Here is a 19,829-nt window from a genome sequence, read left to right on the forward strand (position 1 = left end):
ATGAGTCATGAACACACATTGAACCCTGAAGTGATGCCTGCAGAACCTGAAAAAGCAACGCTTGAAGGGAAAAACAAATTTCTAGGACTTTGGTTTTTCCTTGGCGGAGAGACAGTACTGTTTGCGAGTCTTTTCGGAACATATCTTGCATTGAAAAATTCTACAAATGATGGACCGGATACGCAAGAATTGTACGGTCTGGGCCTTGTCTTCCTTATGACAATGCTGCTTCTTACAAGTTCTTTGACAAGTGTATACGCGATGTATCACATGAAGAACAATAATTATAAGCAAATGCAGCTCTGGCTTGCGATCACGGCTGTTCTCGGTCTTGGCTTCCTTGCTTGTGAATTTTATGAGTTTGCGCACTATATTACAGAGTACAAATTCACATTCCGTTCCTCTGCTTTTGGATCAGCTTTCTTTACGCTTGTAGGCTTCCATGGAGGCCACGTTATATTCGGTATTTGTTGGCTTATTTCACTGATGATCCGCAATGCCAAGCGTGGTTTGAACCTGTATAATGCACCCAAGTTCAATACGTTCAGTCTATACTGGCATTTTATTGATGTTGTTTGGGTATTCATCTTTACAGTCGTTTATCTGATGGGAAAGGTGGGCTAAACCATGCCGGATCTCACAAATAACAAAATGAGCACTTATCAGAAACAGAAGAACAAAGATGAAATGAAAAAGCAGATCATTTCTTTCGCGTTGATGATTTTCTTTACGGTTATTGCGTTTATTGTCGTCGGTACTGGCAATATGAGCAAAATGTACGCTTTGCCGTTGCTATTCGTCCTTGCTGTTGTACAAGTAGGCTTCCAGTTCTACTATTTTATGCATCTGAAGGACAAAGATCATGAGATGCCTGCCATCATGATTTACGGAGGGGTCTGGGCCGCACTGCTTACATTGGCTGGTCTTGGCGTCATCACTTGGTGGTAATTTAGGGAAAGGTTGTCCTGTAAGTCTTTAAAGGGCTTATGGGCAGCCTTTTTGTTATTTATTCAGTACTTTAGGGAAATCATTTCCTAGGCAATATTCCCGAAAGGTAGTTATAACTACAGTATTTTTCACATCATTCAGCAAATTCCTTAATTTGTCATGATGAATTGATGTAAAGAGTTGGCAAATATACTATACTGTACAGGAAAGCATTAATTGTGAGGTGAAATCAGCAATGTGGCTTAATCTGCAGATTTTTGGGTTCAGAGCTTTATGGAGTCCATATTATATGGCATTTCTTATTGGACTTGCTCTGGCCTATTTTTTGATTACTGGACCTTTACGACATAAGTTTGTCAATGGAGTTTCTAAGCCGACACGTAAGCAACAATTGTTCTTTTATTCGGCCATCGCTTTGCTTTACATAGTCAAAGGTTCTCCTATTGACCTTCTAACGCATATTATGCTGACGTTTCATATGGCTCAGCTCGCTATTTTTCTTCTTGTTGTCCCAATATTTTTTATTAAAGGTATTCCAGAATGGATTTGGCGCAAAATAGTGAAGAACCGTCTTATTGAGCCAATGCTGAACGTACTGACAAAGCCTTTAATCGCGATCCTCCTATTTAATGGACTGTTTTCTCTTTATCATATTCCCGCTATCTTTAATTTTTCAAAGACAGCGCAAGTAGCACATACTTCTTTTGCGATTGTGCTATTCATTGCATCATTTATTGTTTGGTGGCCGTTGCTTAATCCATTAAATGAGAAAGATGATATTCATCCACTTTTAAAGCTCGCCTATATTGCTGGAAATGGTGTATTGTTCACTCCGGCATGCGTGCTAATCATTTTTGCATCACATCCTCTATTTGATGCATACAGCCAAAATGGAGCTTGGATGCAGGCGCTTGCGCTTTGTGTTCCTGGAGATGTGCTTGGCAATCTCCAATTCGCAATCTCAGGACCTGAAATGTTCTCATCTATGTCGACAATGGAGGATCAGCAGCTTGGTGGGATTATTATGAAAATCATGCAGGAAGGAGTGTATATTTTCCTCATGGCGAGAATCTTCTTCGGATGGTTCACGAGAGAAAGTCTGAAAGTGGATCCGTTACCTGCCGACTGGTCAGATGCGGACATTCAAGACACAAAATATACTATTTGACACCTGAAAGGAAACTGACATATGCCTATTCTGCCAACTCTTAGTACATCATTTATTGTTTTGAGCGGGATCCTTGTTGCGATTGGTTGGATTCAGATTGCGAAGGGAAAGTACAAAGCACATAAGAATACAATGATCGCTGCTTCGATCAGTGCTTTGTTATTCTTTATCATTTATCTTTCGAGAACTATCTTCGTTGGGAACACAAGCTTCGGGGGACCTGACAATATCAAGACATACTATACAATTTTTCTGATTTTTCATATCACATTGGCAACAGGAGGGGCTATTCTTGGTGTCGTAACGCTCGTTCTTGCGTTCAAACGAAGAATTGACCGACATCGAAAAATGGGGCCGATAACAAGTATTGTCTGGTTTTTTACTGCGATTACAGGTGTCGCTGTTTATTTGCTTCTTTATGTATTTTATAAAGGCGGCGAAACAACAAGTCTTATAAAAGCAATTCTTGGAACATGAAAAAGCAGGAGCAACCGCTCCTGCTTTTTTGGTTTATATGCATATTTACCGCAACCGCTAGTTAAACTTTTACATTCCATTTAATAATTCCGGCTTCTTTAGCTGATTTGAATGCGATGACGAGTAAAGGTCCTAATATAAATCCAAATATGCCAAGAAGCTTCAGACCGATGAACATTGAGACTAGAGTTGCAAGTGGAGAGAGTCCTATATGTTGTCCCATGAACTTAGGTTCAAGAATACGTCTAATAGCAAGCAGGATTACCGCCAATATTGCAAGTTTGGTGCCGAGGACTGTATCGCCTGAAAGGAAGGTGAAAATAAACCACGGTCCAAGTATGATAATGGAACCGATTATCGGAATGATATCGATAATCCATATAATGAGCGACATGATGAATGCAACTTCTGGAACAATCAGAAATAATCCGATCAGCGAGGCGCCCAAAATGAAGAAACTTACAAGTACTTGTGCCTTGATAAAGCCAAGAACAACACTTCCGAGTCGTTTGTTCATGAATGTCACTTTAGCCGCAGTTTCTTCTGTCAGCATTGCATAAATGCGAGCCTTAATTATAGGAAGTTCCAGCATAAATAAGAACAAGGCAATCAAATAAACAAGAATACTGATCAAATATTGAGGAACTTTAACAAAAAGTTGAGCAATATTATCAAGCGTTAGTTTATCCTTAGCTGCATTTCCGATTGTTGTAAGATTATCTTGCAGACCGCTTGTCACTTGCCGAACAAATTCTGGAGGCAAATTTTGGGCGTATTGCTGCAGTTCTTCTTCAAGCTTGCCGTAAATGACATTTAAGTCGTTGATGTATTTTGGCATATCATCAATCAAATGAACAATTTGTGTTAGAGTCGTAATGATTATATATGTACCAGCTGTTCCTACAAGGAAGAGAAATAGAAGGAAAACAATCAAAACGGCATGCTGTCTGCTTAATCTCGCCCGGCGTTGCAGCAACTTTACGAGCGGGTTAAGAGCAAGTGCTGTTATAAGACCAGCAATTAGTGGAATGGATACAGGGAGTATGAAATAAAGCGCAATAATTGCAATGGCGAACATGAATATGAGCGTCCATTGGCGTTTGGATATTTTACGTAACAAGACGATCGGCTGGCTCCCTTCAGTTAACGGTTTTTCTTAAAGAATATAGCATGAACTGACACTTTTTAACAGCTTGTAAAAGTAAACAGACCAGCTTACTTCAGCTGGTCTGTTCCATTAGACATGGGCTTTATATGCTTCTATTTCTTCTTGTATTTTGTCCACAAGCCCCTGGGCCCGTTCTACAAGAGATTGAGGAAACTCTTCGTCTGGTCCATATTCAATACCATGGGGATAATAATGTTTGCCTAGCAATGGTGTCATAAGTTTAATGATTGCATCACGGCGATCGACATCGCCTTCAATTGCGCGGCCCTGGATGCGGATGTAGTATGTAATGTTCTTTTCATTGGAGCCGATTTTGAAATCATATGTAACGCGTTCATAATCCCATTGGCCTGCACGGATGAAACCATGTTTGCCCATCAGGTGGTCAAGCGGACGCAGTTCTACAATTGCACCATCTACCACGGAATTCTCAATCTTCATTAATTATACACCTCGCAAAATTAGCCTCTCACTCCATATAATAGTATGAATTGACAGAAGTTGCAATGATTTCAGAATAACACCTTCTTACCAGCTTAAAAGACTCATATTTCTGTTCTATTTTCCTCAATAACGGTTATAATGTTCTAAAAGAAAATAAGGCGGTGCCTTGGCAGAAAGGAATGCGATATGCGAAAGATACGCAATCTGCTTTTAATATTTTTAGTTATTTTTGCAGCTTATTCCATCTTAACGAGCAATAATGCAGAGAAAAAAGAAACAATGAACAGAGCTGAAAAAATAATAACGAATACAAATTCTGAGAAGAACCTTCAAACAGGTGCAGGAACAATCCCGTTAAAGGGTGATCTTTATAAATGGATAGGCAAGAAGGATTCAGACCTATTGAAGGCTTATGGTAAGCCACTGCGAAAGGACTTAAGCGCTTATGGTTATAAGTGGTGGGTGTATAAAAATAAAAACAACAGCTATATTCAATTTGGTGTTGAAAATGGAGTCGTTCAGACTCTTTACGCTATTGGAAAAGGAATAGGAATGGATCCTGTTAAATACGGAGATTCTTATTCAGAAGCTAATTCCAAATTGCATTTCAAGAAACGGGTTACGTATGAGAAAGGGATGTCCTCCTATACGTTCAGATTGAAAGATAAGGATATGAAGATGTGGCCGCTGATGAAAATCAACGATTCCCTTTTCGCTCAATATTATTTTGATACATTCACAGATCAGTTGTCAGCTGTAAGAGTTATGAATGCAAATGTGCTGTTAAAGCAGCGTCCTTATGAAGTTGAATATCGTGGTAATTTGCCGGAACGTCCAGAACTGACGGAGGTCGATTGGGAGAAAGCAGAGTCTGGAATGGAAAAGCAAATTCTGGATATTACCAATGTGATGCGTCAGTCACATGGCAAGCGAGTATTGAAACCAGATACAAAAACAGCTGAAGTTGCCTATTTGCACAGTAAGGACATGTCCGACAACAATTATTTCTCACATTATGGTCTGGATGGAACTGGACTTAAAGAAAGACTTGCCGAAAAACACCTTACCTATATTTCTGCCGGGGAAAATATCGCGGCTCAATATCCAGATGCTGCGGCGGCTATGGAAGGATGGCTTAATTCCAAAGGCCATCGTGAAGCATTACTGCATAATGGCTATACACATCTTGGAGCAGGTGTTTATAAGTATTACTATACACAGAACTTTTTGCAGAAACCTTAATGATAAGAGGCTGTCCGCCGTGACAGCCTCTTTGTATATTCATCTTTTGTTATCGCTTTGCATATAAATGGTAGAAAAATAGTCCGGAGGTGAGTGCGTGGCAGATCAAGAACTACATCCGCAGGTCGTGCAGTTCAGGGAGTTCCTTCAAAGACGTCCTGGTTTGGTCCGGGCTGCGAGGGAAAGTGGAAGGGGATATCAGGAGTTTTTCGAGAATTGGGTATTACTTGGAGAGAATGATCCTTATTGGAAGAAATTCGAAGAGGGAGAAGAAACCAAAGATACCGAAAAGAAAGCGGAAAAATCTTTGCCTTTTCTTGATACAGTTATGAATTTAGCAAAAAAAACGGACCCTGCTGAAATCCGCAAACATGCTGAGTCTTTTGGTGAGACGATCCGCTCTCTTCAAGAAATGGTAGCACTATTTCAGAAAAACGAAAAAAATACGGTGAAGAATCAATCTGGGAATAGTGAATTGTTTCATGTATTCCGTGACTAGGAGGAAGGATTATGGATTCAGATACGAGAATCAGGCTGCGGGAACAGCCGGAGCTCATTCGTTATGTGAGAATGCACCCTGACTGGTACCGGCAGCTGTCGCGTGATCCGGAAAGTTTTTCGAAACTTGAAAAGGAAGCTAAAGTATTCTATGGAAAGACGTTTCCCCAACGAGTTGAAAGAATCGGAAATCAGCTGCAGATGCTTCGACTTCTTGCGGGTATGGCAAAATCGCTGGATGAATGAAGTCGATACAGTATTTCCCACGGTCGCATTTTCGTGTTAATATAAGACCGGGGGAGATAACATGATTGCAACGCTCGAATATGCCCGGATCCTTGACGAGTCCGAGGCTTTAGGCCAGATGATTTTACGTTCTGAGCAGGCAAGTGCTTACATCGAAGCCCGCCGTGCAATGGAAGAAGATCAAGAAGCCCAAATGCTAATTAAAGCATTTAATCATATAAAAATGCAGTATGAGGACGTTCAGCGATTTGGCCGGTATCATCCGGATTACAATGAAATTATGCGGGATGTTCGTAAGACAAAACGGGAGATGGATATGAACTCGTTAGTCGCTGCGTTTAAAATAGAAGAGAGAAAGCTGCAGCAATTGCTCGATGAAGTTAGCATAATCATTGCCGATAGTGTCAGTGAGCAGGTCATTGCCCCGCGAGGAACTTCCGGTGGCGGCTGTGGTTGCGGAAGCGGTGGCGGTTGTGGTTGTAAAGTCGGATAAGCGATGCTCCGCCTCGCCCTCGGAAAGGTAGGTAAACGATGGATGTATCACGTCAGGGACTGATTGTCTGGTTCCAGCATATGAAAAATCTACGTCAAATCAAAAGACATGGGCATCTCGTATATGCATCAAAAAAGATGCGTTATGCTGTTCTCTATGTAAACCAGGATGAGATCGGCGATGTGGAAGTACGATTGCAGAAACTCAGCTTCGTCTCGCGGACAGAGCGGTCTGAAAAGCCGTTTGTCAATACAACTTTCGAGAATGCGCTTCCCGACAAGGCAAAGCAGTATGATTATAAATTCTAAAAAAGAACCTGCAGACACATGTTCTGCAGGTTCTTTTGTTCCTGGGAACAAAAGGCAAAGGGAGAGGAGAAACTGAAAGAGAATTTACGGGGAAAGATAAACTCTCTTCCTTGAACAGCCTGGCATTCGCGCGCTGTTCACTAGTTATTATGGACAGTTACGGAAGATATATACATATTTATTGATAAAATTTTTTCGTATATAATAACGAACAGAGACTTTATAAAAGAAATGGGTGATGATGATGCGTGTTATAGCAGGAGAAATGAAAGGGCGAAGACTGGATGCGGTTCCTGGCTCAGCAACAAGGCCTACAACAGATAAAATTAAAGAATCGATTTTTCAAATCATGGGCCCGTACTTTGACGGTGGCATTTGTCTGGATTTATTCGCTGGGAGCGGATCGCTTGGTATCGAAGCGCTAAGTCGAGGGATGGACGAGGCGATTTTTGTAGATAAGAATCCGAAAGCTGTACAGGTGATCAAACAGAATCTCCAAACATTAAAGATTGAAGAACATGCAGAGGTATTCCGGGCTGATGCTTTTCGTGCCTTGCAAGCTATTGCCAAAAGAGGGCTGAAGTTCAAGCTCATCCTTCTAGACCCTCCATATGGAAAAGTGGACTATTGCAAGCTTATTGAAGTGATTGAAGCCTCAAGTTTGCTTGATGACGGCGGTATTATTTACGCGGAACATGAACCTGGAGAAAAAGTTCCGGAATCGACATCTACTTTGCATATTACAAAGCAGACCGATTACAGCCGTTCGATAGGTATCACAATATATGAAAAAAATATTAGAGAGAATGAGGTGGAAGCCTAATGGGTGGAAGAGCGATATGTCCAGGGAGTTTTGACCCCGTAACGAATGGGCATCTTGATATTATCAGCCGCGGTGCTAAGGTGTTCGATGAAGTGATAGTTGTCGTTTTCAACAATGAAACAAAGCGTCCATTATTTACAGTTGATGAGCGTGTTGCCTTATTGGAAGAGGCTACAGCTGATTTGCCAAATGTGAAAGTAGATGCATCGAAAGGGTTGCTGATGGATTATGCACAGGCCCATCATGCACAGGCAATTTTAAGGGGACTTAGAGCGGTTAGCGATTTTGAATATGAAATGCAAATTACGTCTATGAACCGCAAGTTGAATCCGTCAATTGAAACATTTTTTATGATGACGAACAACCAATATTCCTTCCTAAGTTCGAGTGTTGTAAAAGAAGCTGCTAAATTCCATGCTGATGTCGCAGATCTCGTGCCCGAAGTTGTAGCCAAAGCACTCAAGAAAAAATTTTGTAAATAAAAATAAAAATAAAAACTAAAGCCCCCTGACTCGAGTCAGGGGGCTTTGCTTTACAATTAATTGCTTATGCGGAGTTCTTTTTTGTCTTTAAAATCTGCACTAACATTAGATAAGCTGCGAGTGCAAGGCAACCGATTGTGAGTATGGGGCCAGCTATCGCAGTAACTTCGATAAGATCGTTAACCTGTTCAGAAAACACAGTTTCAGTTACAGGGAAGTGCTGATAATCAAATACTTGCCTGTTCAAATATAGCGGCTTGTACAATAGGAAGGTCAAAGATGCTGCGATAATCCCGTGCAGGATACGAGCGAAGAAATATGGCTTGAACCGGATATCTGACTTTGCCAGTATACTTGCTACTTGTGATTGTATGGAAAACCCATTAAAACCGAGAATAAAGCTGACAGCTATGGCCATTCCAAACATATCATCAAGAGCGAGCTGAGAAATCATTTGCGAGCCAAGTGTAATTTCAAACATTCCTGACATGATTGGCAAGCCGAGTTCACCCGGCAATGACAGCATTTCTAGTATGATTGTAAGTATAGATGCGATAACCGGGGTGATGCCGGTAAGGTAGAGTAATTTAGTCAATACAGAGAACAAAATAATGAAACCGCCGACCATTACGAGTGTTTTAATGGAATTAATAACGGCTGTGCTAGCGATTTCACCGAGGGGGCGTTTTTCTCTAAGACGGGTTCGATGCATCTCTCTCAATGCTCTCAGAAGTGGCATACCGCTTTTTTTAGTTTGCTTGCTAGTTGTATTTCTCTCCTCTTTATGTCCATAAAAGCGCATGCATATTCCAACTATGGCGTTGCCTGCATAGTGACTGATTGCAAGGAGGATCCCTAGTTTGGAATCATGGAAAAAACCGATTGAAACAGCACCGAAGATAAACAGCGGGCTCGATGCATTAGTAAAACAGACGAGCCGTTCTGCTTCAATCCTTGTAAGCTGTTTTTCTTCACGGAGACGGACAGCTATCTTAGCTCCTGTCGGATATCCGCTTGCCATACCCATGATCCAGCCGAAGCTTCCAGCACCTGGTACACGGAAGAGCGGCCTCATGACTGGTTCAAATAAAACACCAAGGAACCTGACAACCCCGAAGGATATTAGTAATTCTGCCGTTATGAAAAAAGGCAGTAATGATGGGAATACGATTTCCCACCACATGTTAAGCCCGTGTATGCTCGCTCCCACAGCCTGATCGGGAAATGTGATCAGGCCAAGGGCAATGAATGACGTTGCCCCGGCGAATAGCAATGTATGTAAAATCTGTTTCATGAATCAGTCCTCCTGAAAAAGAGCTCGGGCTTTTACAACCTTTTTAGGGCATAGTAGAATAAATGAAGAATTTGCTATGCGAGTCTCTAACAATATACGCACATACAGCAGAGCAATATGCCATAATAATATAAACACCGGCAGCCGTATCAAGGATTATTGGATGAAGAGCGACAGGAGGAACTTATGAAGAATTTACGCAAATATCTTATAACGACAATGATCATGCTGATCGTCGTTTACTTGCTTGTCGGTTTTAGGCTGCCATATTACATATACAGACCAGGCAGTGCCGATGTTTTAGAGCCAATTGTGAAAGTCGATGATGGATACAAGAGTAAAGGCAGCATGCATATGGTGACGGTGAGTGGTGGACAGGCGACATTGCTAGGACTCATGCTTGCAAAAATGACGCCTCATAATGAAATATTACCGATTGACGAAGTGCGTCCTAAGGGCATTACGAATGACCAATACAGACATGCTCAAATTGAGATGATGGAGGGCTCACAAGAGAAAGCGACCATTGTTGGGTATAAAGCTGCAGGGGCTGATATCGAGATTAAGTATAAGGGTGTCTATGTCGTCTCAGCAATTAAAGGAATGCCGGCATATGGCAAACTTAAAAAAGGCGATCTTATTACATCAATTGATGGTACAGAAGTGAAAAGTGCTGAAGATCTGATGCGAATCTTGCAAGATAAGCAAGCGGGAGACAAAGTGCAAGTTGACTATAAGAGGGGTAAGAAAAAACAGCAAGCTGAGATTCAATTGAAAATGTTTAATAAAGGTTCCGAAAAAGCTGGTCTCGGCATACAGCTTGTGACAGACAGAGAACTTGATGTCGATCCTAAGATACATTTTTCGAGTGGCGATGTGGGAGGACCTAGTGCTGGGCTTATGTTTTCGCTTGAAATCTATGACCAATTGACAAAGAAAGACCTTACCGGAGGGCACGAAATTGCTGGTACAGGAGAAATCAGCTATGAAGGAGATATCGAGCCCATAGGGGGAATCGATAAGAAAGTGATTGCAGCCGATCAGCAAGGCATTGAAATATTCTTTGCGCCAAATGAGCACGGCAAGGAAAATTCCAATTATAAAGTTGCTAAGGCCACAGCAGATGAGATCGGAACAAAAATGAAAATTGTTCCTGTTGATACATTTAAAGAAGCATTGAATTATCTAGAGAAACTTCCTCCGAAAAAATAAAGGACCAGCCCCGGAAAAATAGTGGGGCTGGTTTTTCTTTTTTAATCTGCAATAACAGGTCCTAGCATTTCTTGCCTGTACAGACTGGTTCTTTGTTCAGGGCTAAGAATACTGTAATAGGCTTGTGCTGCACGCTCTTCAATTTCAAGTTCCAAAATAGGTCTCTCGTGAACACGCGTAATCAGGGGTCTGTCCAGTGATTTCTTGATTCTGTTTAAGTAGAGACGTCCGTTACTATTCATGCCGAGGATTCGGAGGTATGGTGTGGCGAGCCGAGAATGGGAAATAAGTATTTCCTCTTTAGTCACATTCGCTAAAATGTGGACGAAGGCACGCTGGAGACGAGTCCACGTATAGCGTTTCGTCTTAATAGCAGCAATCCATTCATTCATATTTCGTGCTGTTGCTGCTGTTTTTTTAATCCGGTTTTCCAAACCTTCTTCCACGCCATGATAAAGCGAGAGTTCTTCTGCCGAGGAAACAGAAACTTTGTAATGGAGAAGCGGAAAATAGTTCTCCCAGCTGTGCCAAAAGCCGGCAGCTTCCTTATAGAGTATAAGTTGTGTGGCAGACTGTTCTGTAATCGCCTTTTTTGTCTTCTCTGTAAGTTTCCCATCTGCAAGCAGCTGCTTTCGAATGCTCGTTGCGCTTGCGATTCTCCCAGTAACTTCTGGGTCGTGATAGCCACTTTGTGTTCTCTTGATTGTTAGAGGTTTAATATTTGGATGTCTCTCAATAATCTCTCTAACATAGCTGAAACCGAGAATGTTATTTGGCTGAGTTAAGTCTAATGCATCACGATCAAGTCCAATTGCTGTATAGGCTGCCTTGTTTGCCTCCGGGAAAGAGAGTCCCTGATCCATTTTGCTTCGGAACATTTCCTGATATTCTGTTTCCCTCTCTTTGCGCAAGTCGTATGACTTTTTGAAAGAATCAGCTTCACCGGATTCACTGCCAAAGCAGATGGAAGAGACTCCAGCAGCTGCCAGGGTTGCAACAGAACCTCTTGCAAACCACTCGCTGCTTTCCACAGCATATGTAAAAGGGAGCTCCAGAACAAGATCCGCCCCTGATGCCAGTGCCGCCCGAGTCCGGTGGAATTTATCAATTATTGCAGGCTCACCGCGCTGCAGGAAATTACCGCTCATTACACAGATAATAATTTCTGTACCGGATACTTTTCTAGCTTCCTGGACATGATGCAGATGGCCGTTATGAAAAGGGTTATATTCGACAACAAGGCCGCAAGCATCCATTATGTTCACTCCTTCTAATTCAATTCATAACAAACATTTTAACAGAAGAAGGGTTGTCCGTCTTTTTCATTTGCAGATAAGTTGTAAACACGCATCTATTCGGATAGAATAGATGTAAAGAAAAAAACATTGACAAACACCCTGTTTACTTTTAAAATTACTCTTGTTGTCATGAGGTGATCTTATGAAATGGGCAGTAAGCCAGATAAAAAAACAAGCTTTCAACGAGCCGTTCAAGTTCGATGAAATGGTTGATGTTTCAGAGCTCGCTACCCTGAACAATGACTTGATCCGCATTGATCCAGTTCATGTGAAGGGGCAGTGCGATTTCCGGCATGGTCAATATATATTTGATCTTGTGATTGAAGGGGAAATGATTTTACCTTGTGCACGTACACTTGTTGAAGTGCCTTATCCATTCAGCATTAGCACACGTGAAATTTTTGCCTCATCTGACATGGGCAGTGAACATGATGAAATTCATCCGATTGATGGAGAAGTTCTTGACTTAATGCCCATCATCAAGGAAAATATTTTATTGGAGATCCCTTTTCGAGTTTTTTCCGAAGATGCAGAAGCAGAAGCCGCCGCTCCCAAGAGCGGGAATGGCTGGGAATTGGTAACGGAGGGAAACACTGAACCGAAAATTGATCCCCGCTTGCAGAAACTGCAGTCTTTGTTGAAAGATAGAAAGAATGAGGAATAATATCCTGCATGCAAGAATCTCAAGCTTATCCAATTTGAAGGGGGTGTAAGACATGGCAGTACCTAAACAAAGAACGTCCAAGAAAGTTAAGAACCAGCGCCGTACTCACAAGAAACTTCACGTACCAGGCATGGTTGAGTGCTCTAACTGTGGCGAGTACACTAAGCCACACCACGTTTGTGCGTCTTGCGGTCACTATGATGGCAAGGAAGTAGTAAGCAACTAATTTGATTAAGAGGCGGGCAGTCTTAGAGACTGCCCGCCTCTTTTTGCGTTAATTCGTGATTCTATCAATTTGCCTTATAGCATATATTGCATTAAGACTTAAGGGAGTTGATTGGATGAACGGTTCACGGCAAGACGCCTGGACAACTAGTGAAGATAGGATTCTTGCGGATACTGTACTCCGCTATATAAGAGAAGGCGGCACTCAGCTTGATGCTTTCAAAGAAGTAGGGGAAAAATTAAAGAGGACGCCTGCAGCTTGCGGCTTTCGCTGGAATGCTAATATTCGCAAAGCTCATGAGAAGCAGATTGCAGAAGCTAAAAGACTAAGAAAAGGTCTTTTACAGAAAGTGGAAGAAGAAGTGCTGCCGAGCAAAGATGCGCTTGATCATGCGATTATGCTGCTTGAGAATTTGAGAAATGATGGAAAAGAGAATGAAGAAGAGGACTATAAAATGTTGTTTGTGAAGCTGAAAGAGGAGAATATACAACTTGAGCAGCTGATCGGGCAATATGAAGACATTTTAAAACAAATGCTGCAGCTTCTACATCAAGCTCAGAAAGCGGGCAGAGAAGTTCTGCCATTCGAAAGAGATAAAGGATATTAGAACTATAAAAAACCGGCCTAGCGAAAGGATGAATTTTATCCTTTAGCAATTGCTGGTTTTTTGTTTTTTTGAAAGACTCTTTCCAATACAACCTAGCTCGAATTATAATAGACTTATTGGATTGAAAAGGACGGGGTAAGATGAAGGTGGGAATTATCGGCTGTGGAGCGACAGGCTTGCTCATGGCCAGCTTCCTTGGCAGAGTTCATAATGTTACATTATATGCCAGAAGATTGGAGCAAGTGGAAGATTTAAATAAAAATGGTTTTGTATTGGAAACATCAGCGGGAAGCAAGGTATTTCATATTCCGGCGAAGCATATTAACGAATTGGAAGAGGAAGAACTGGCTATCATTTGTGTCAAACAGCCGGATGTACAACCTCTATTGGCAAATTTGAAGAACCATCCTGCTATGCCGATTCTGTTCTTGCAGAATGGAATGGGTCACGAGCGATTGGCGGCAAGTTTACCAAATCCTGTACTGATAGGTGTGAACGAGCATGGTGTTCGACTTGTAAGTCCAAATCGTATCAGATATGGCGGCAGTGGCAATATAATAATTGGTCCGCTTCAGGGAGACCATGATCTATTGGTGAAAATATCAGAAGCACTTGATTCACAAGAACATCCTTTCGTACTTTCAGATAATATCATCTATTTCCAGAAGATGAAACTGCTTGTGAATGCCGTGATCAATCCTATTACGACCCTGTTTCGTGTAAATAACGGAAGAATTATCGACAATACACATTTGCGGGAGCTTGCTCTAAAAACAAGTAATGAAGCGTCTTTTGCTCTTGGTATTGATCAGGAAGCTGCTTGGCAGCAATGTTTACTGATAGCCGGGCGTACAGCAGAGAACCGTTCTTCAATGCTACAAGATATGGAGGCGGGCCGTCGTACCGAAATTGATTCGATACTTGGCTATATAATTGACGTGAGTGACAAGGAACTTGTGACGATTGATTTTCTAATTAAATGTATTAAAGCTTTGGAAACTATTCACGTACAGGGGGAAGACGAATGAACATTGTATTTCGTATTATTGCTTTACTTATTGTCTTTCCCCCTATAAGTACATATATTCTCTTTAGAATTGTCCGGAGACCGTTAAGAAACCGCAGGAGGGCCATACACTTTGCTGCTGAATGGACGGCACCTCTTTATATGATCGCGACAACATTTATAATTTCGGGAATCATCAGACATGGAATGGGTCCCTGGATGCTAGTTGTACTGATTGCGGTTTTCTCAATCTTATTAATTATTCATGTTCGTAAAGAAGGTGAGTTGATTATAGGTGAAATGGTACGAAGGTTTCTGCGCGGCTCGTTTATAATCTTCTTCTTGCTCTATTTAATTCTTGGAATTGTGTCCATATTAATGTACATTTTCTGATTGTCCAAACAGATTATGTGAATTTGCGGGTAGCATTCGGTAAAATAACGTTTGATATCGAATGAAAAAAGGAGTTATGTCATGCAAATCGAGAAGGCATCTTTGCCAAACTTGAATAAATTGATCCGTGATTATAAAAATCATGATACATATATTATGAATTATTTTGACTACGAGCCGTTCTCAGAATCATTTGATAGCCGGCTGACAGATTTGCAAGACAGAACATTTGACCGTGATGAATTGGCAGATGTGCTAGTAAAGGCAAATAAGCAATGGAATGCCCCTGAATCGACTTTCTCCAATATTGAAAAACTGCGCCGCAATGATTCGGTTGCTGTTGTTGGTGGGCAACAGGCTGGATTGCTGACAGGGCCCCTTTATTCTATAAATAAATTGATTTCAATTATTCAGCTTGCAAAAGCTGAAGAGGTTAGGACTGGGGTACCTGTTGTTCCCATCTTCTGGATTGCAGGTGAAGATCATGACTTCGATGAAATTAATCATGTCTTCATGCCTGTGGAAGGGAAGATGGAGAAGATCAAGCTGGCGCAGAAGCCTGATAAGAAGTCGGTATCAAAAGTGGCAATAAATGCTGAAAAGAGCAGGGATTTTCTCGATGCGGTTTTTGCTACTTTGGAAGAGACTGAGTGGACGAAAGAATGGTATCGCATCTGTATGGAAATATTGGAACAATCTGATTCATATGTGGATTTTTTTGCACGTCTTATTTTCTCTATCTTTGAGGAAGAAGGCGTCATTTTGCTTGATTCTGCAGATCCGGACATTCGCCGTTTGGAGAGTAGACATTTTGTGAAAATGATTGAGAAACAGCAAAATATTGCGGCTTCAGTAGTAAGGTCTCAAAGTGAACTTGCAAGCAAAGGGTATCATGTACCGCTTGAACCAGCATTTACAGATGGAAATCTGTTTATAGAACATGATGGTGAGCGTGTGTTGCTGCAAGTTGATGAAACTGGCAAATGGGTTGGAAAGCAAAGAGAAACAGTGTTATCTACTGATGAACTATTGGAAATTGCCCGCACATCACCGGAGAGGCTGAGCAATAATGTAGTAACTCGACCTATTATGCAAGAACTGCTTATACCGACTCTTGCTTTTCTGGGTGGGAATGGAGAAATTGCATACTGGTCTGCGTTGAAAGATGCGTTCCATGTGCTTGATCTTAGGATGCCACCGGTATTGCCGCGTTTATCATTTACATATATAGACAAGGCAACAATGAAAAGAATAAACCGTCTCTCTCTTGAAAAAGATTCCATTATAACTATGGGGACTGGAAAGGCTCGGATGAACTGGTTAAGGAGTCAAATCTCCCCACCGGTTGACTTGATGCGAGATGAATTAAAACAGACAGTGGCGAACGCCCATGAACCTTTAAAAGACTATGCGCAAACTATTCGTCCTGATATTGGGAGGCTTGCTGAGAAGAACATCCGTAAAATAGAGAAGGAAATTGACTTTCTGTATAAACGGATTATGTTGGCTTTAGAGGAACAACATTCAGCTGTGCTAGCAGATTTCGATGATATAGAACTGATGCTGCATCCTTTAGGAGGTCTGCAGGAGCGAGCTTGGAATCCAGTCAGTTTCCTGAATCTGCACGGAAAGGATTTCTTTAAAAGGTTGGCTGCAGAAGAGCTCTCGTTCCAAGCGGATCATTATTTTGTGTACATTTGACCCTTTTGGATAAATATGAACATATTGTTACAAGAAGTAAGTGATTATTGTTTGTTTAGGCGCGGAATCCGTCTTTAGGAAACGTATTATGTGCTATACTATAATATGAAGAAATGAACGAGTCATGCGCTTAACAGCTGCATGGCTTTTACACCGTTTAAGAATCAGGAGGGACAGGCTTTGATCAAGATGAAAAAAACAGCAGCTGTCCAAGTTGCAAGTACTCAGGGTGCTGCAGCGATTAAAAGTATATCTCTTTTTTCTGAAATAAAGTTGCTTGTAAAAGGAATCGTTCTTGTTATGAATGTGCTTCCTGTTTTTGTAGGTTTTGTACTTGCTCTTTATTTCACACATGGATCTCTATCTGCAAATATCCCATTATTTATTCTGACAATGGCAGGCAGTACGCTTGTCATGGCAGGTGCACTTATCCTGAACAATTGGTATGAAGCCGATCTGGATGAAAAAATGGATCGGACAAAAAAGAGGCCGACTGTAACAGGTACTTTGCAAATGAACACGGTTCTCTGGCTTGGAATCGGAGCATCTGTCCTCGGAATGATCATGATGCTGTTCACGACAATGGAAGCGGCGCTTTACGCATTTATTGGATGGTTTGTCTATGTTGTATTGTATACATTCTGGTCTAAGCGACGCTTTACGCTAAATACGGTAATTGGTAGTGTGTCGGGCGCTGTCACCCCACTTATTGGCTGGGCTGCAATCAGCTCCTCATACCATATCATCCCGGTCATGATCAGCATTATTCTATTCATTTGGCAAATCCCGCATACTTTTGCAATTGCAATGCGAAGATATGATGACTATAAGGCAGCGGGTGTGCCTATGCTTCCGGTTGTTTATGGATTTGGCATGACAAAGCGACAAATGTTCGTCTATGTCGCTGCTCTGTTACCGCTCCCGTTTTTTATGACATCTTTAGGTACGGCTTTTGTTATTGTGGCGACAATTCTTAATATCGGTTTCCTCTTTATATCTGGTATAGGTTTTGTCACAAAGAATGACCATCAATGGGCAAATGGAATGTTCCGGGCATCACTTATTTATTTAACGCTCCTATTTATGGCGCTGCTCGTTGTGGCAGCCATATAAAATTTCAAAGATCCTGCTGGCAAATTATGCCTCGCAGGATCTTTTTTTGCTGTATTTTGGAGTGTTTGACAAGAAATTTTGCCTTACACGCCCGAATGCAGGCGGGGAGCGGAAATCTGACAGTAATTTGTCGTTATTTTTGAAAGGTTACTGGTGGTGTAAAGTGGTGGGTTGTGGTAACATGAAACCATGAAAGTGGGGAAGCCGGCATGTTCATGGGAGAATTCCAGCACAACATAGATATAAAAGGCCGAATGATTGTTCCTGCCAAGTTCCGTGAAGGGCTCGGCAGCCGGTTTGTTGTGACGCGAGGCTTGGACAAATGTCTCTTTGCCTACCCTATGGATGAATGGAAAGAAGTCGAAGGTAAATTAAGACAACTTCCCCTTACTAAAAAAGATGCTCGCGCATTTACCCGCTTTTTCTTCTCCGGCGCCATTGAGTGTGAAGTGGACAAGCAGGGAAGAATCAATATTCCGCAGACTTTAAGAAGTTATGCTGGACTTGAAAAAGAATGTGTTGTCATCGGTGTTTCCAGCCGAGTGGAGCTATGGTCGAGAGAAATTTGGGAAGACTACTTCAGTGAATCCGAAAATTCGTTCGCTGAGATAGCGGAAAACCTTATGGATCTTGATATTTGATATGAATGTAAATGGAGCGGGTGTTACAATGTTTGAACATTACAGTGTATTGAAAAGAGAAACAATTGAAGTATTGAACATTAAACCCGACGGTCTTTATGTAGACTGTACACTCGGGGGGGCAGGCCATTCTTATGAGATTGCCTCACGCCTCGGGGAAAAAGGGTTGCTTATCGGTTTTGACCAGGATGAAGATGCACTTGCTGCAGCTTCTGAGCGACTGGAGCCTTTTAAGGACAAAGTTAAACTTGTCCACGCTAATTTCCGGCAACTTGGTTATAAACTAAAAGAACTTGGCATTGAAAACGTGGATGGAATTCTTTTTGATCTAGGTGTGTCTTCACCACAGCTGGACCGTGGAGAACGGGGATTTAGCTATCAACACGATGCACCGCTTGATATGCGTATGAACCGTCAAGAGACACTGACTGCATACGAAATTGTAAATGAATGGCCATATGAGCGCCTCGTTTCGATTTTCTTCAAATATGGAGAAGAGAAATTTTCTAAGCAGGTTGCCAGGAAAATTGAAGAAAATAGGAAGAAGAAACCTGTGGCTACGACACATGAACTTGCTGAACTGATAAAGGAAGCAATTCCGGCAGCAGCGAGAAGGACTGGCGGACATCCTGCAAAACGTGTTTTCCAAGCGTTGCGAATTGCTGTGAATGATGAGCTTGCTGTTTTTAATGATGCTCTTCATCAAGCTGCTCGCGTTCTCAGAACAGGAGGAAGGATAGCAGTTATTACTTTCCACTCCCTTGAGGATCGCATTGCTAAACAGGCTTTCAAGAAGTGGAGTAGTAATCTGCCTGTGCCACGTAATCTTCCAGTCGTGCCAACAGATCATTTGGCACCGTTCAAGCTTGTAGATAAGAAGGCGATTTTGCCTGATGAAAAAGAATTAAATGAAAATAGAAGATCCCGATCGGCGAAACTTCGGATTGCCGAAAAAGTGCGGGAATGGGATGATACTTTTCAATATGAGGAAGGATGGAACAAAAAATGAGCGCCAACCATGCCCGTAAATGGCAAGAAAGCTATACCCCGCCAGTACGGAAGAAACAGGTCACAGTACGTGTACATAGACAAGGCTGGATCACAAAAGGTGAAAAGCTTCTCTACTCGATTGTAGCTGCCTGTACAATTCTGGGAGGAATCTATACAGTTAACTATGCATCTTCCACTGATTCTGTGAACAGAGAACTGCAGTCGGTGGAAAGCAAAGTTAAGCAGCAAAAGAGCGAAAACAACGACCTGACATACGAAGTCAAAGAATTGAGCCGTCCAGAAAGAATTACGAAAATCGCAAAAGAGAATGGGCTCAAAATCCAGGACGCCAAGGTGAAACAGGCAGAGCTGCTTGACAAATAGACA

The 19,829-nt window shown here is 41.8% G+C and carries 26 protein-coding genes; 22 read left to right on the plus strand and 4 right to left on the minus strand.

The window, feature by feature from the left end:
• The 4 genes from QR721_RS05475 (at nt 1) to QR721_RS05490 (ending at nt 2,593) form a co-directional block, all read left to right on the plus strand.
• A complete protein-coding gene (locus QR721_RS05475) occupies nt 1-624 on the plus strand; it encodes a cytochrome (ubi)quinol oxidase subunit III (protein WP_348029447.1) in 624 nt (207 codons plus the stop codon).
• 3 nt (nt 625-627) lie between these two features.
• A complete protein-coding gene (ctaF, locus tag QR721_RS05480; RefSeq protein ID WP_348029448.1) occupies nt 628-948 on the plus strand; it encodes a cytochrome c oxidase subunit IVB in 321 nt (106 codons plus the stop codon).
• A 235-nt stretch (nt 949-1,183) separates the two neighbouring features.
• Nucleotides 1,184-2,116, plus strand: a complete 933-nt coding sequence (gene ctaG / locus QR721_RS05485; protein ID WP_348029449.1) for a cytochrome c oxidase assembly factor CtaG — start codon at nt 1,184-1,186, stop codon at nt 2,114-2,116.
• Nucleotides 2,117-2,137: 21 nt separating this feature from the next.
• On the plus strand, nt 2,138-2,593 hold the full coding sequence (locus tag QR721_RS05490; RefSeq protein ID WP_348029450.1) for a DUF420 domain-containing protein: 456 nt from the start codon (nt 2,138-2,140) through the stop codon (nt 2,591-2,593).
• Between the two features lie 61 nt (nt 2,594-2,654).
• Here the strand turns inward: QR721_RS05490 and ytvI are convergent, their stop codons facing one another.
• Together ytvI and QR721_RS05500 are read right to left on the minus strand one after the other, a co-directional pair.
• Complete coding sequence (ytvI, locus tag QR721_RS05495) at nt 2,655-3,671, minus strand: sporulation integral membrane protein YtvI (protein ID WP_348029451.1); 1,017 nt, start codon at nt 3,669-3,671, stop codon at nt 2,655-2,657.
• A 159-nt stretch (nt 3,672-3,830) separates the two neighbouring features.
• Complete coding sequence (locus tag QR721_RS05500; protein ID WP_348029452.1) at nt 3,831-4,202, minus strand: YugN family protein; 372 nt, start codon at nt 4,200-4,202, stop codon at nt 3,831-3,833.
• Nucleotides 4,203-4,391: 189 nt separating this feature from the next.
• On the opposite strand from QR721_RS05500, the gene QR721_RS05505 reads away from it, so the two are divergent.
• The 7 genes from QR721_RS05505 (at nt 4,392) to coaD (ending at nt 8,297) form a co-directional block, all read left to right on the plus strand.
• On the plus strand, nt 4,392-5,447 hold the full coding sequence (locus tag QR721_RS05505; protein WP_348029453.1) for a CAP domain-containing protein: 1,056 nt from the start codon (nt 4,392-4,394) through the stop codon (nt 5,445-5,447).
• Between the two features lie 97 nt (nt 5,448-5,544).
• Entirely contained in the window at nt 5,545-5,946 is a 402-nt protein-coding gene (gene ylbD / locus QR721_RS05510) for a spore coat protein YlbD (protein WP_348029454.1), read from the plus strand.
• A gap of 11 nt (nt 5,947-5,957) precedes the next feature.
• A complete protein-coding gene (locus tag QR721_RS05515) occupies nt 5,958-6,191 on the plus strand; it encodes a YlbE-like family protein (RefSeq protein WP_348029455.1) in 234 nt (77 codons plus the stop codon).
• 61 nt (nt 6,192-6,252) lie between these two features.
• On the plus strand, nt 6,253-6,684 hold the full coding sequence (locus QR721_RS05520) for a YlbF/YmcA family competence regulator (protein ID WP_348029456.1): 432 nt from the start codon (nt 6,253-6,255) through the stop codon (nt 6,682-6,684).
• A gap of 38 nt (nt 6,685-6,722) precedes the next feature.
• Nucleotides 6,723-6,992, plus strand: a complete 270-nt coding sequence (locus tag QR721_RS05525) for a YlbG family protein (protein ID WP_348029457.1) — start codon at nt 6,723-6,725, stop codon at nt 6,990-6,992.
• Nucleotides 6,993-7,257: 265 nt separating this feature from the next.
• Nucleotides 7,258-7,815, plus strand: coding sequence for a 16S rRNA (guanine(966)-N(2))-methyltransferase RsmD (gene rsmD, locus QR721_RS05530; RefSeq protein WP_348029458.1), 558 nt, complete (start codon nt 7,258-7,260; stop codon nt 7,813-7,815).
• The gene (gene coaD, locus QR721_RS05535) at nt 7,815-8,297 is read left to right on the plus strand and encodes a pantetheine-phosphate adenylyltransferase (RefSeq protein ID WP_348029459.1); all 483 of its coding nucleotides are present in this window, start codon (nt 7,815-7,817) and stop codon (nt 8,295-8,297) included. Before rsmD ends, coaD begins: the two co-directional genes overlap by 1 nt.
• A gap of 64 nt (nt 8,298-8,361) precedes the next feature.
• Here coaD and ylbJ read toward each other — a convergent pair whose 3' ends face one another.
• A complete protein-coding gene (gene ylbJ, locus QR721_RS05540; RefSeq protein WP_348029460.1) occupies nt 8,362-9,591 on the minus strand; it encodes a sporulation integral membrane protein YlbJ in 1,230 nt (409 codons plus the stop codon).
• Between the two features lie 186 nt (nt 9,592-9,777).
• Between ylbJ and QR721_RS05545 the strand changes: the two genes are divergently transcribed.
• Entirely contained in the window at nt 9,778-10,803 is a 1,026-nt protein-coding gene (locus QR721_RS05545) for a SepM family pheromone-processing serine protease (RefSeq protein WP_348029461.1), read from the plus strand.
• 41 nt (nt 10,804-10,844) lie between these two features.
• Here the strand turns inward: QR721_RS05545 and QR721_RS05550 are convergent, their stop codons facing one another.
• Nucleotides 10,845-12,059: a nucleotidyltransferase gene (locus QR721_RS05550; protein WP_348029462.1), complete on the minus strand. Its 1,215-nt coding sequence runs from the start codon at nt 12,057-12,059 to the stop codon at nt 10,845-10,847.
• Between the two features lie 184 nt (nt 12,060-12,243).
• Here QR721_RS05550 and QR721_RS05555 point away from each other — a divergent pair, with 184 nt between their 5' ends.
• The 10 genes from QR721_RS05555 (at nt 12,244) to ftsL (ending at nt 19,826) form a co-directional block, all read left to right on the plus strand.
• The gene (locus QR721_RS05555; RefSeq protein WP_348029463.1) at nt 12,244-12,765 is read left to right on the plus strand and encodes a YceD family protein; all 522 of its coding nucleotides are present in this window, start codon (nt 12,244-12,246) and stop codon (nt 12,763-12,765) included.
• Nucleotides 12,766-12,817: 52 nt separating this feature from the next.
• On the plus strand, nt 12,818-12,991 hold the full coding sequence (gene rpmF, locus QR721_RS05560) for a 50S ribosomal protein L32 (protein ID WP_348029464.1): 174 nt from the start codon (nt 12,818-12,820) through the stop codon (nt 12,989-12,991).
• Nucleotides 12,992-13,106: 115 nt separating this feature from the next.
• Nucleotides 13,107-13,598: an RsfA family transcriptional regulator gene (locus QR721_RS05565; RefSeq protein WP_348029465.1), complete on the plus strand. Its 492-nt coding sequence runs from the start codon at nt 13,107-13,109 to the stop codon at nt 13,596-13,598.
• 140 nt (nt 13,599-13,738) lie between these two features.
• Entirely contained in the window at nt 13,739-14,626 is an 888-nt protein-coding gene (locus QR721_RS05570; RefSeq protein ID WP_348029466.1) for a ketopantoate reductase family protein, read from the plus strand.
• Nucleotides 14,623-14,997 (plus strand): DUF3397 family protein, encoded by a 375-nt coding sequence (locus QR721_RS13885; protein ID WP_431189517.1) that lies wholly within the window; start codon nt 14,623-14,625, stop codon nt 14,995-14,997. Before QR721_RS05570 ends, QR721_RS13885 begins: the two co-directional genes overlap by 4 nt.
• 81 nt (nt 14,998-15,078) lie before the next feature.
• Entirely contained in the window at nt 15,079-16,698 is a 1,620-nt protein-coding gene (gene bshC / locus QR721_RS05575) for a bacillithiol biosynthesis cysteine-adding enzyme BshC (protein ID WP_348029467.1), read from the plus strand.
• Nucleotides 16,699-16,887: 189 nt separating this feature from the next.
• The gene (gene cyoE, locus QR721_RS05580; RefSeq protein WP_348029790.1) at nt 16,888-17,811 is read left to right on the plus strand and encodes a heme o synthase; all 924 of its coding nucleotides are present in this window, start codon (nt 16,888-16,890) and stop codon (nt 17,809-17,811) included.
• Nucleotides 17,812-18,020: 209 nt separating this feature from the next.
• Nucleotides 18,021-18,452 carry a division/cell wall cluster transcriptional repressor MraZ gene (mraZ, locus tag QR721_RS05585; protein WP_348029468.1) on the plus strand — a complete coding sequence of 144 codons (432 nt, stop codon included), beginning with the start codon at nt 18,021-18,023 and terminating at the stop codon, nt 18,450-18,452.
• 28 nt (nt 18,453-18,480) lie between these two features.
• Nucleotides 18,481-19,461 carry a 16S rRNA (cytosine(1402)-N(4))-methyltransferase RsmH gene (rsmH, locus tag QR721_RS05590; protein WP_348029469.1) on the plus strand — a complete coding sequence of 327 codons (981 nt, stop codon included), beginning with the start codon at nt 18,481-18,483 and terminating at the stop codon, nt 19,459-19,461.
• Nucleotides 19,458-19,826: a cell division protein FtsL gene (ftsL, locus tag QR721_RS05595; protein ID WP_348029470.1), complete on the plus strand. Its 369-nt coding sequence runs from the start codon at nt 19,458-19,460 to the stop codon at nt 19,824-19,826. The genes rsmH and ftsL overlap by 4 nt, the downstream gene beginning before the upstream one ends.
• Nucleotides 19,827-19,829 lie beyond the last annotated feature (3 nt).

This window comes from Aciduricibacillus chroicocephali, from assembly GCF_030762805.1.
GTDB classification, from domain to species: domain Bacteria; phylum Bacillota; class Bacilli; order Bacillales; family Amphibacillaceae; genus Aciduricibacillus; species Aciduricibacillus chroicocephali.

Bases quoted from the DNA above. Each gene is read 5' to 3' on its own strand.
- QR721_RS05490 (WP_348029450.1), top strand. From the start codon at position 2,138: ATGCCTATTCTGCCAACTCTTAGTACATCATTTATTGTTTTGAGCGGG.
- QR721_RS05525 (WP_348029457.1), top strand. From the start codon at position 6,723: ATGGATGTATCACGTCAGGGACTGATTGTCTGGTTCCAGCATATGAAA.
- bshC (WP_348029467.1), top strand. From the start codon at position 15,079: ATGCAAATCGAGAAGGCATCTTTGCCAAACTTGAATAAATTGATCCGT.
- ctaG (WP_348029449.1), top strand. From the start codon at position 1,184: ATGTGGCTTAATCTGCAGATTTTTGGGTTCAGAGCTTTATGGAGTCCA.
- QR721_RS05545 (WP_348029461.1), top strand. From the start codon at position 9,778: ATGAAGAATTTACGCAAATATCTTATAACGACAATGATCATGCTGATC.
- ftsL (WP_348029470.1), top strand. From the start codon at position 19,458: ATGAGCGCCAACCATGCCCGTAAATGGCAAGAAAGCTATACCCCGCCA.
- QR721_RS05570 (WP_348029466.1), top strand. From the start codon at position 13,739: ATGAAGGTGGGAATTATCGGCTGTGGAGCGACAGGCTTGCTCATGGCC.
- QR721_RS05565 (WP_348029465.1), top strand. From the start codon at position 13,107: ATGAACGGTTCACGGCAAGACGCCTGGACAACTAGTGAAGATAGGATT.
- cyoE (WP_348029790.1), top strand. From the start codon at position 16,888: ATGAAAAAAACAGCAGCTGTCCAAGTTGCAAGTACTCAGGGTGCTGCA.
- QR721_RS13885 (WP_431189517.1), top strand. From the start codon at position 14,623: ATGAACATTGTATTTCGTATTATTGCTTTACTTATTGTCTTTCCCCCT.
- QR721_RS05475 (WP_348029447.1), top strand. From the start codon at position 1: ATGAGTCATGAACACACATTGAACCCTGAAGTGATGCCTGCAGAACCT.
- ctaF (WP_348029448.1), top strand. From the start codon at position 628: ATGCCGGATCTCACAAATAACAAAATGAGCACTTATCAGAAACAGAAG.
- rpmF (WP_348029464.1), top strand. From the start codon at position 12,818: ATGGCAGTACCTAAACAAAGAACGTCCAAGAAAGTTAAGAACCAGCGC.
- QR721_RS05500 (WP_348029452.1), bottom strand. From the start codon at position 4,202: ATGAAGATTGAGAATTCCGTGGTAGATGGTGCAATTGTAGAACTGCGT.
- QR721_RS05520 (WP_348029456.1), top strand. From the start codon at position 6,253: ATGATTGCAACGCTCGAATATGCCCGGATCCTTGACGAGTCCGAGGCT.
- QR721_RS05515 (WP_348029455.1), top strand. From the start codon at position 5,958: ATGGATTCAGATACGAGAATCAGGCTGCGGGAACAGCCGGAGCTCATT.
- coaD (WP_348029459.1), top strand. From the start codon at position 7,815: ATGGGTGGAAGAGCGATATGTCCAGGGAGTTTTGACCCCGTAACGAAT.
- ylbJ (WP_348029460.1), bottom strand. From the start codon at position 9,591: ATGAAACAGATTTTACATACATTGCTATTCGCCGGGGCAACGTCATTC.
- QR721_RS05555 (WP_348029463.1), top strand. From the start codon at position 12,244: ATGAAATGGGCAGTAAGCCAGATAAAAAAACAAGCTTTCAACGAGCCG.
- rsmH (WP_348029469.1), top strand. From the start codon at position 18,481: ATGTTTGAACATTACAGTGTATTGAAAAGAGAAACAATTGAAGTATTG.
- ytvI (WP_348029451.1), bottom strand. From the start codon at position 3,671: ATGTTCGCCATTGCAATTATTGCGCTTTATTTCATACTCCCTGTATCC.
- QR721_RS05505 (WP_348029453.1), top strand. From the start codon at position 4,392: ATGCGAAAGATACGCAATCTGCTTTTAATATTTTTAGTTATTTTTGCA.
- QR721_RS05550 (WP_348029462.1), bottom strand. From the start codon at position 12,059: ATGGATGCTTGCGGCCTTGTTGTCGAATATAACCCTTTTCATAACGGC.
- mraZ (WP_348029468.1), top strand. From the start codon at position 18,021: ATGTTCATGGGAGAATTCCAGCACAACATAGATATAAAAGGCCGAATG.
- rsmD (WP_348029458.1), top strand. From the start codon at position 7,258: ATGAAAGGGCGAAGACTGGATGCGGTTCCTGGCTCAGCAACAAGGCCT.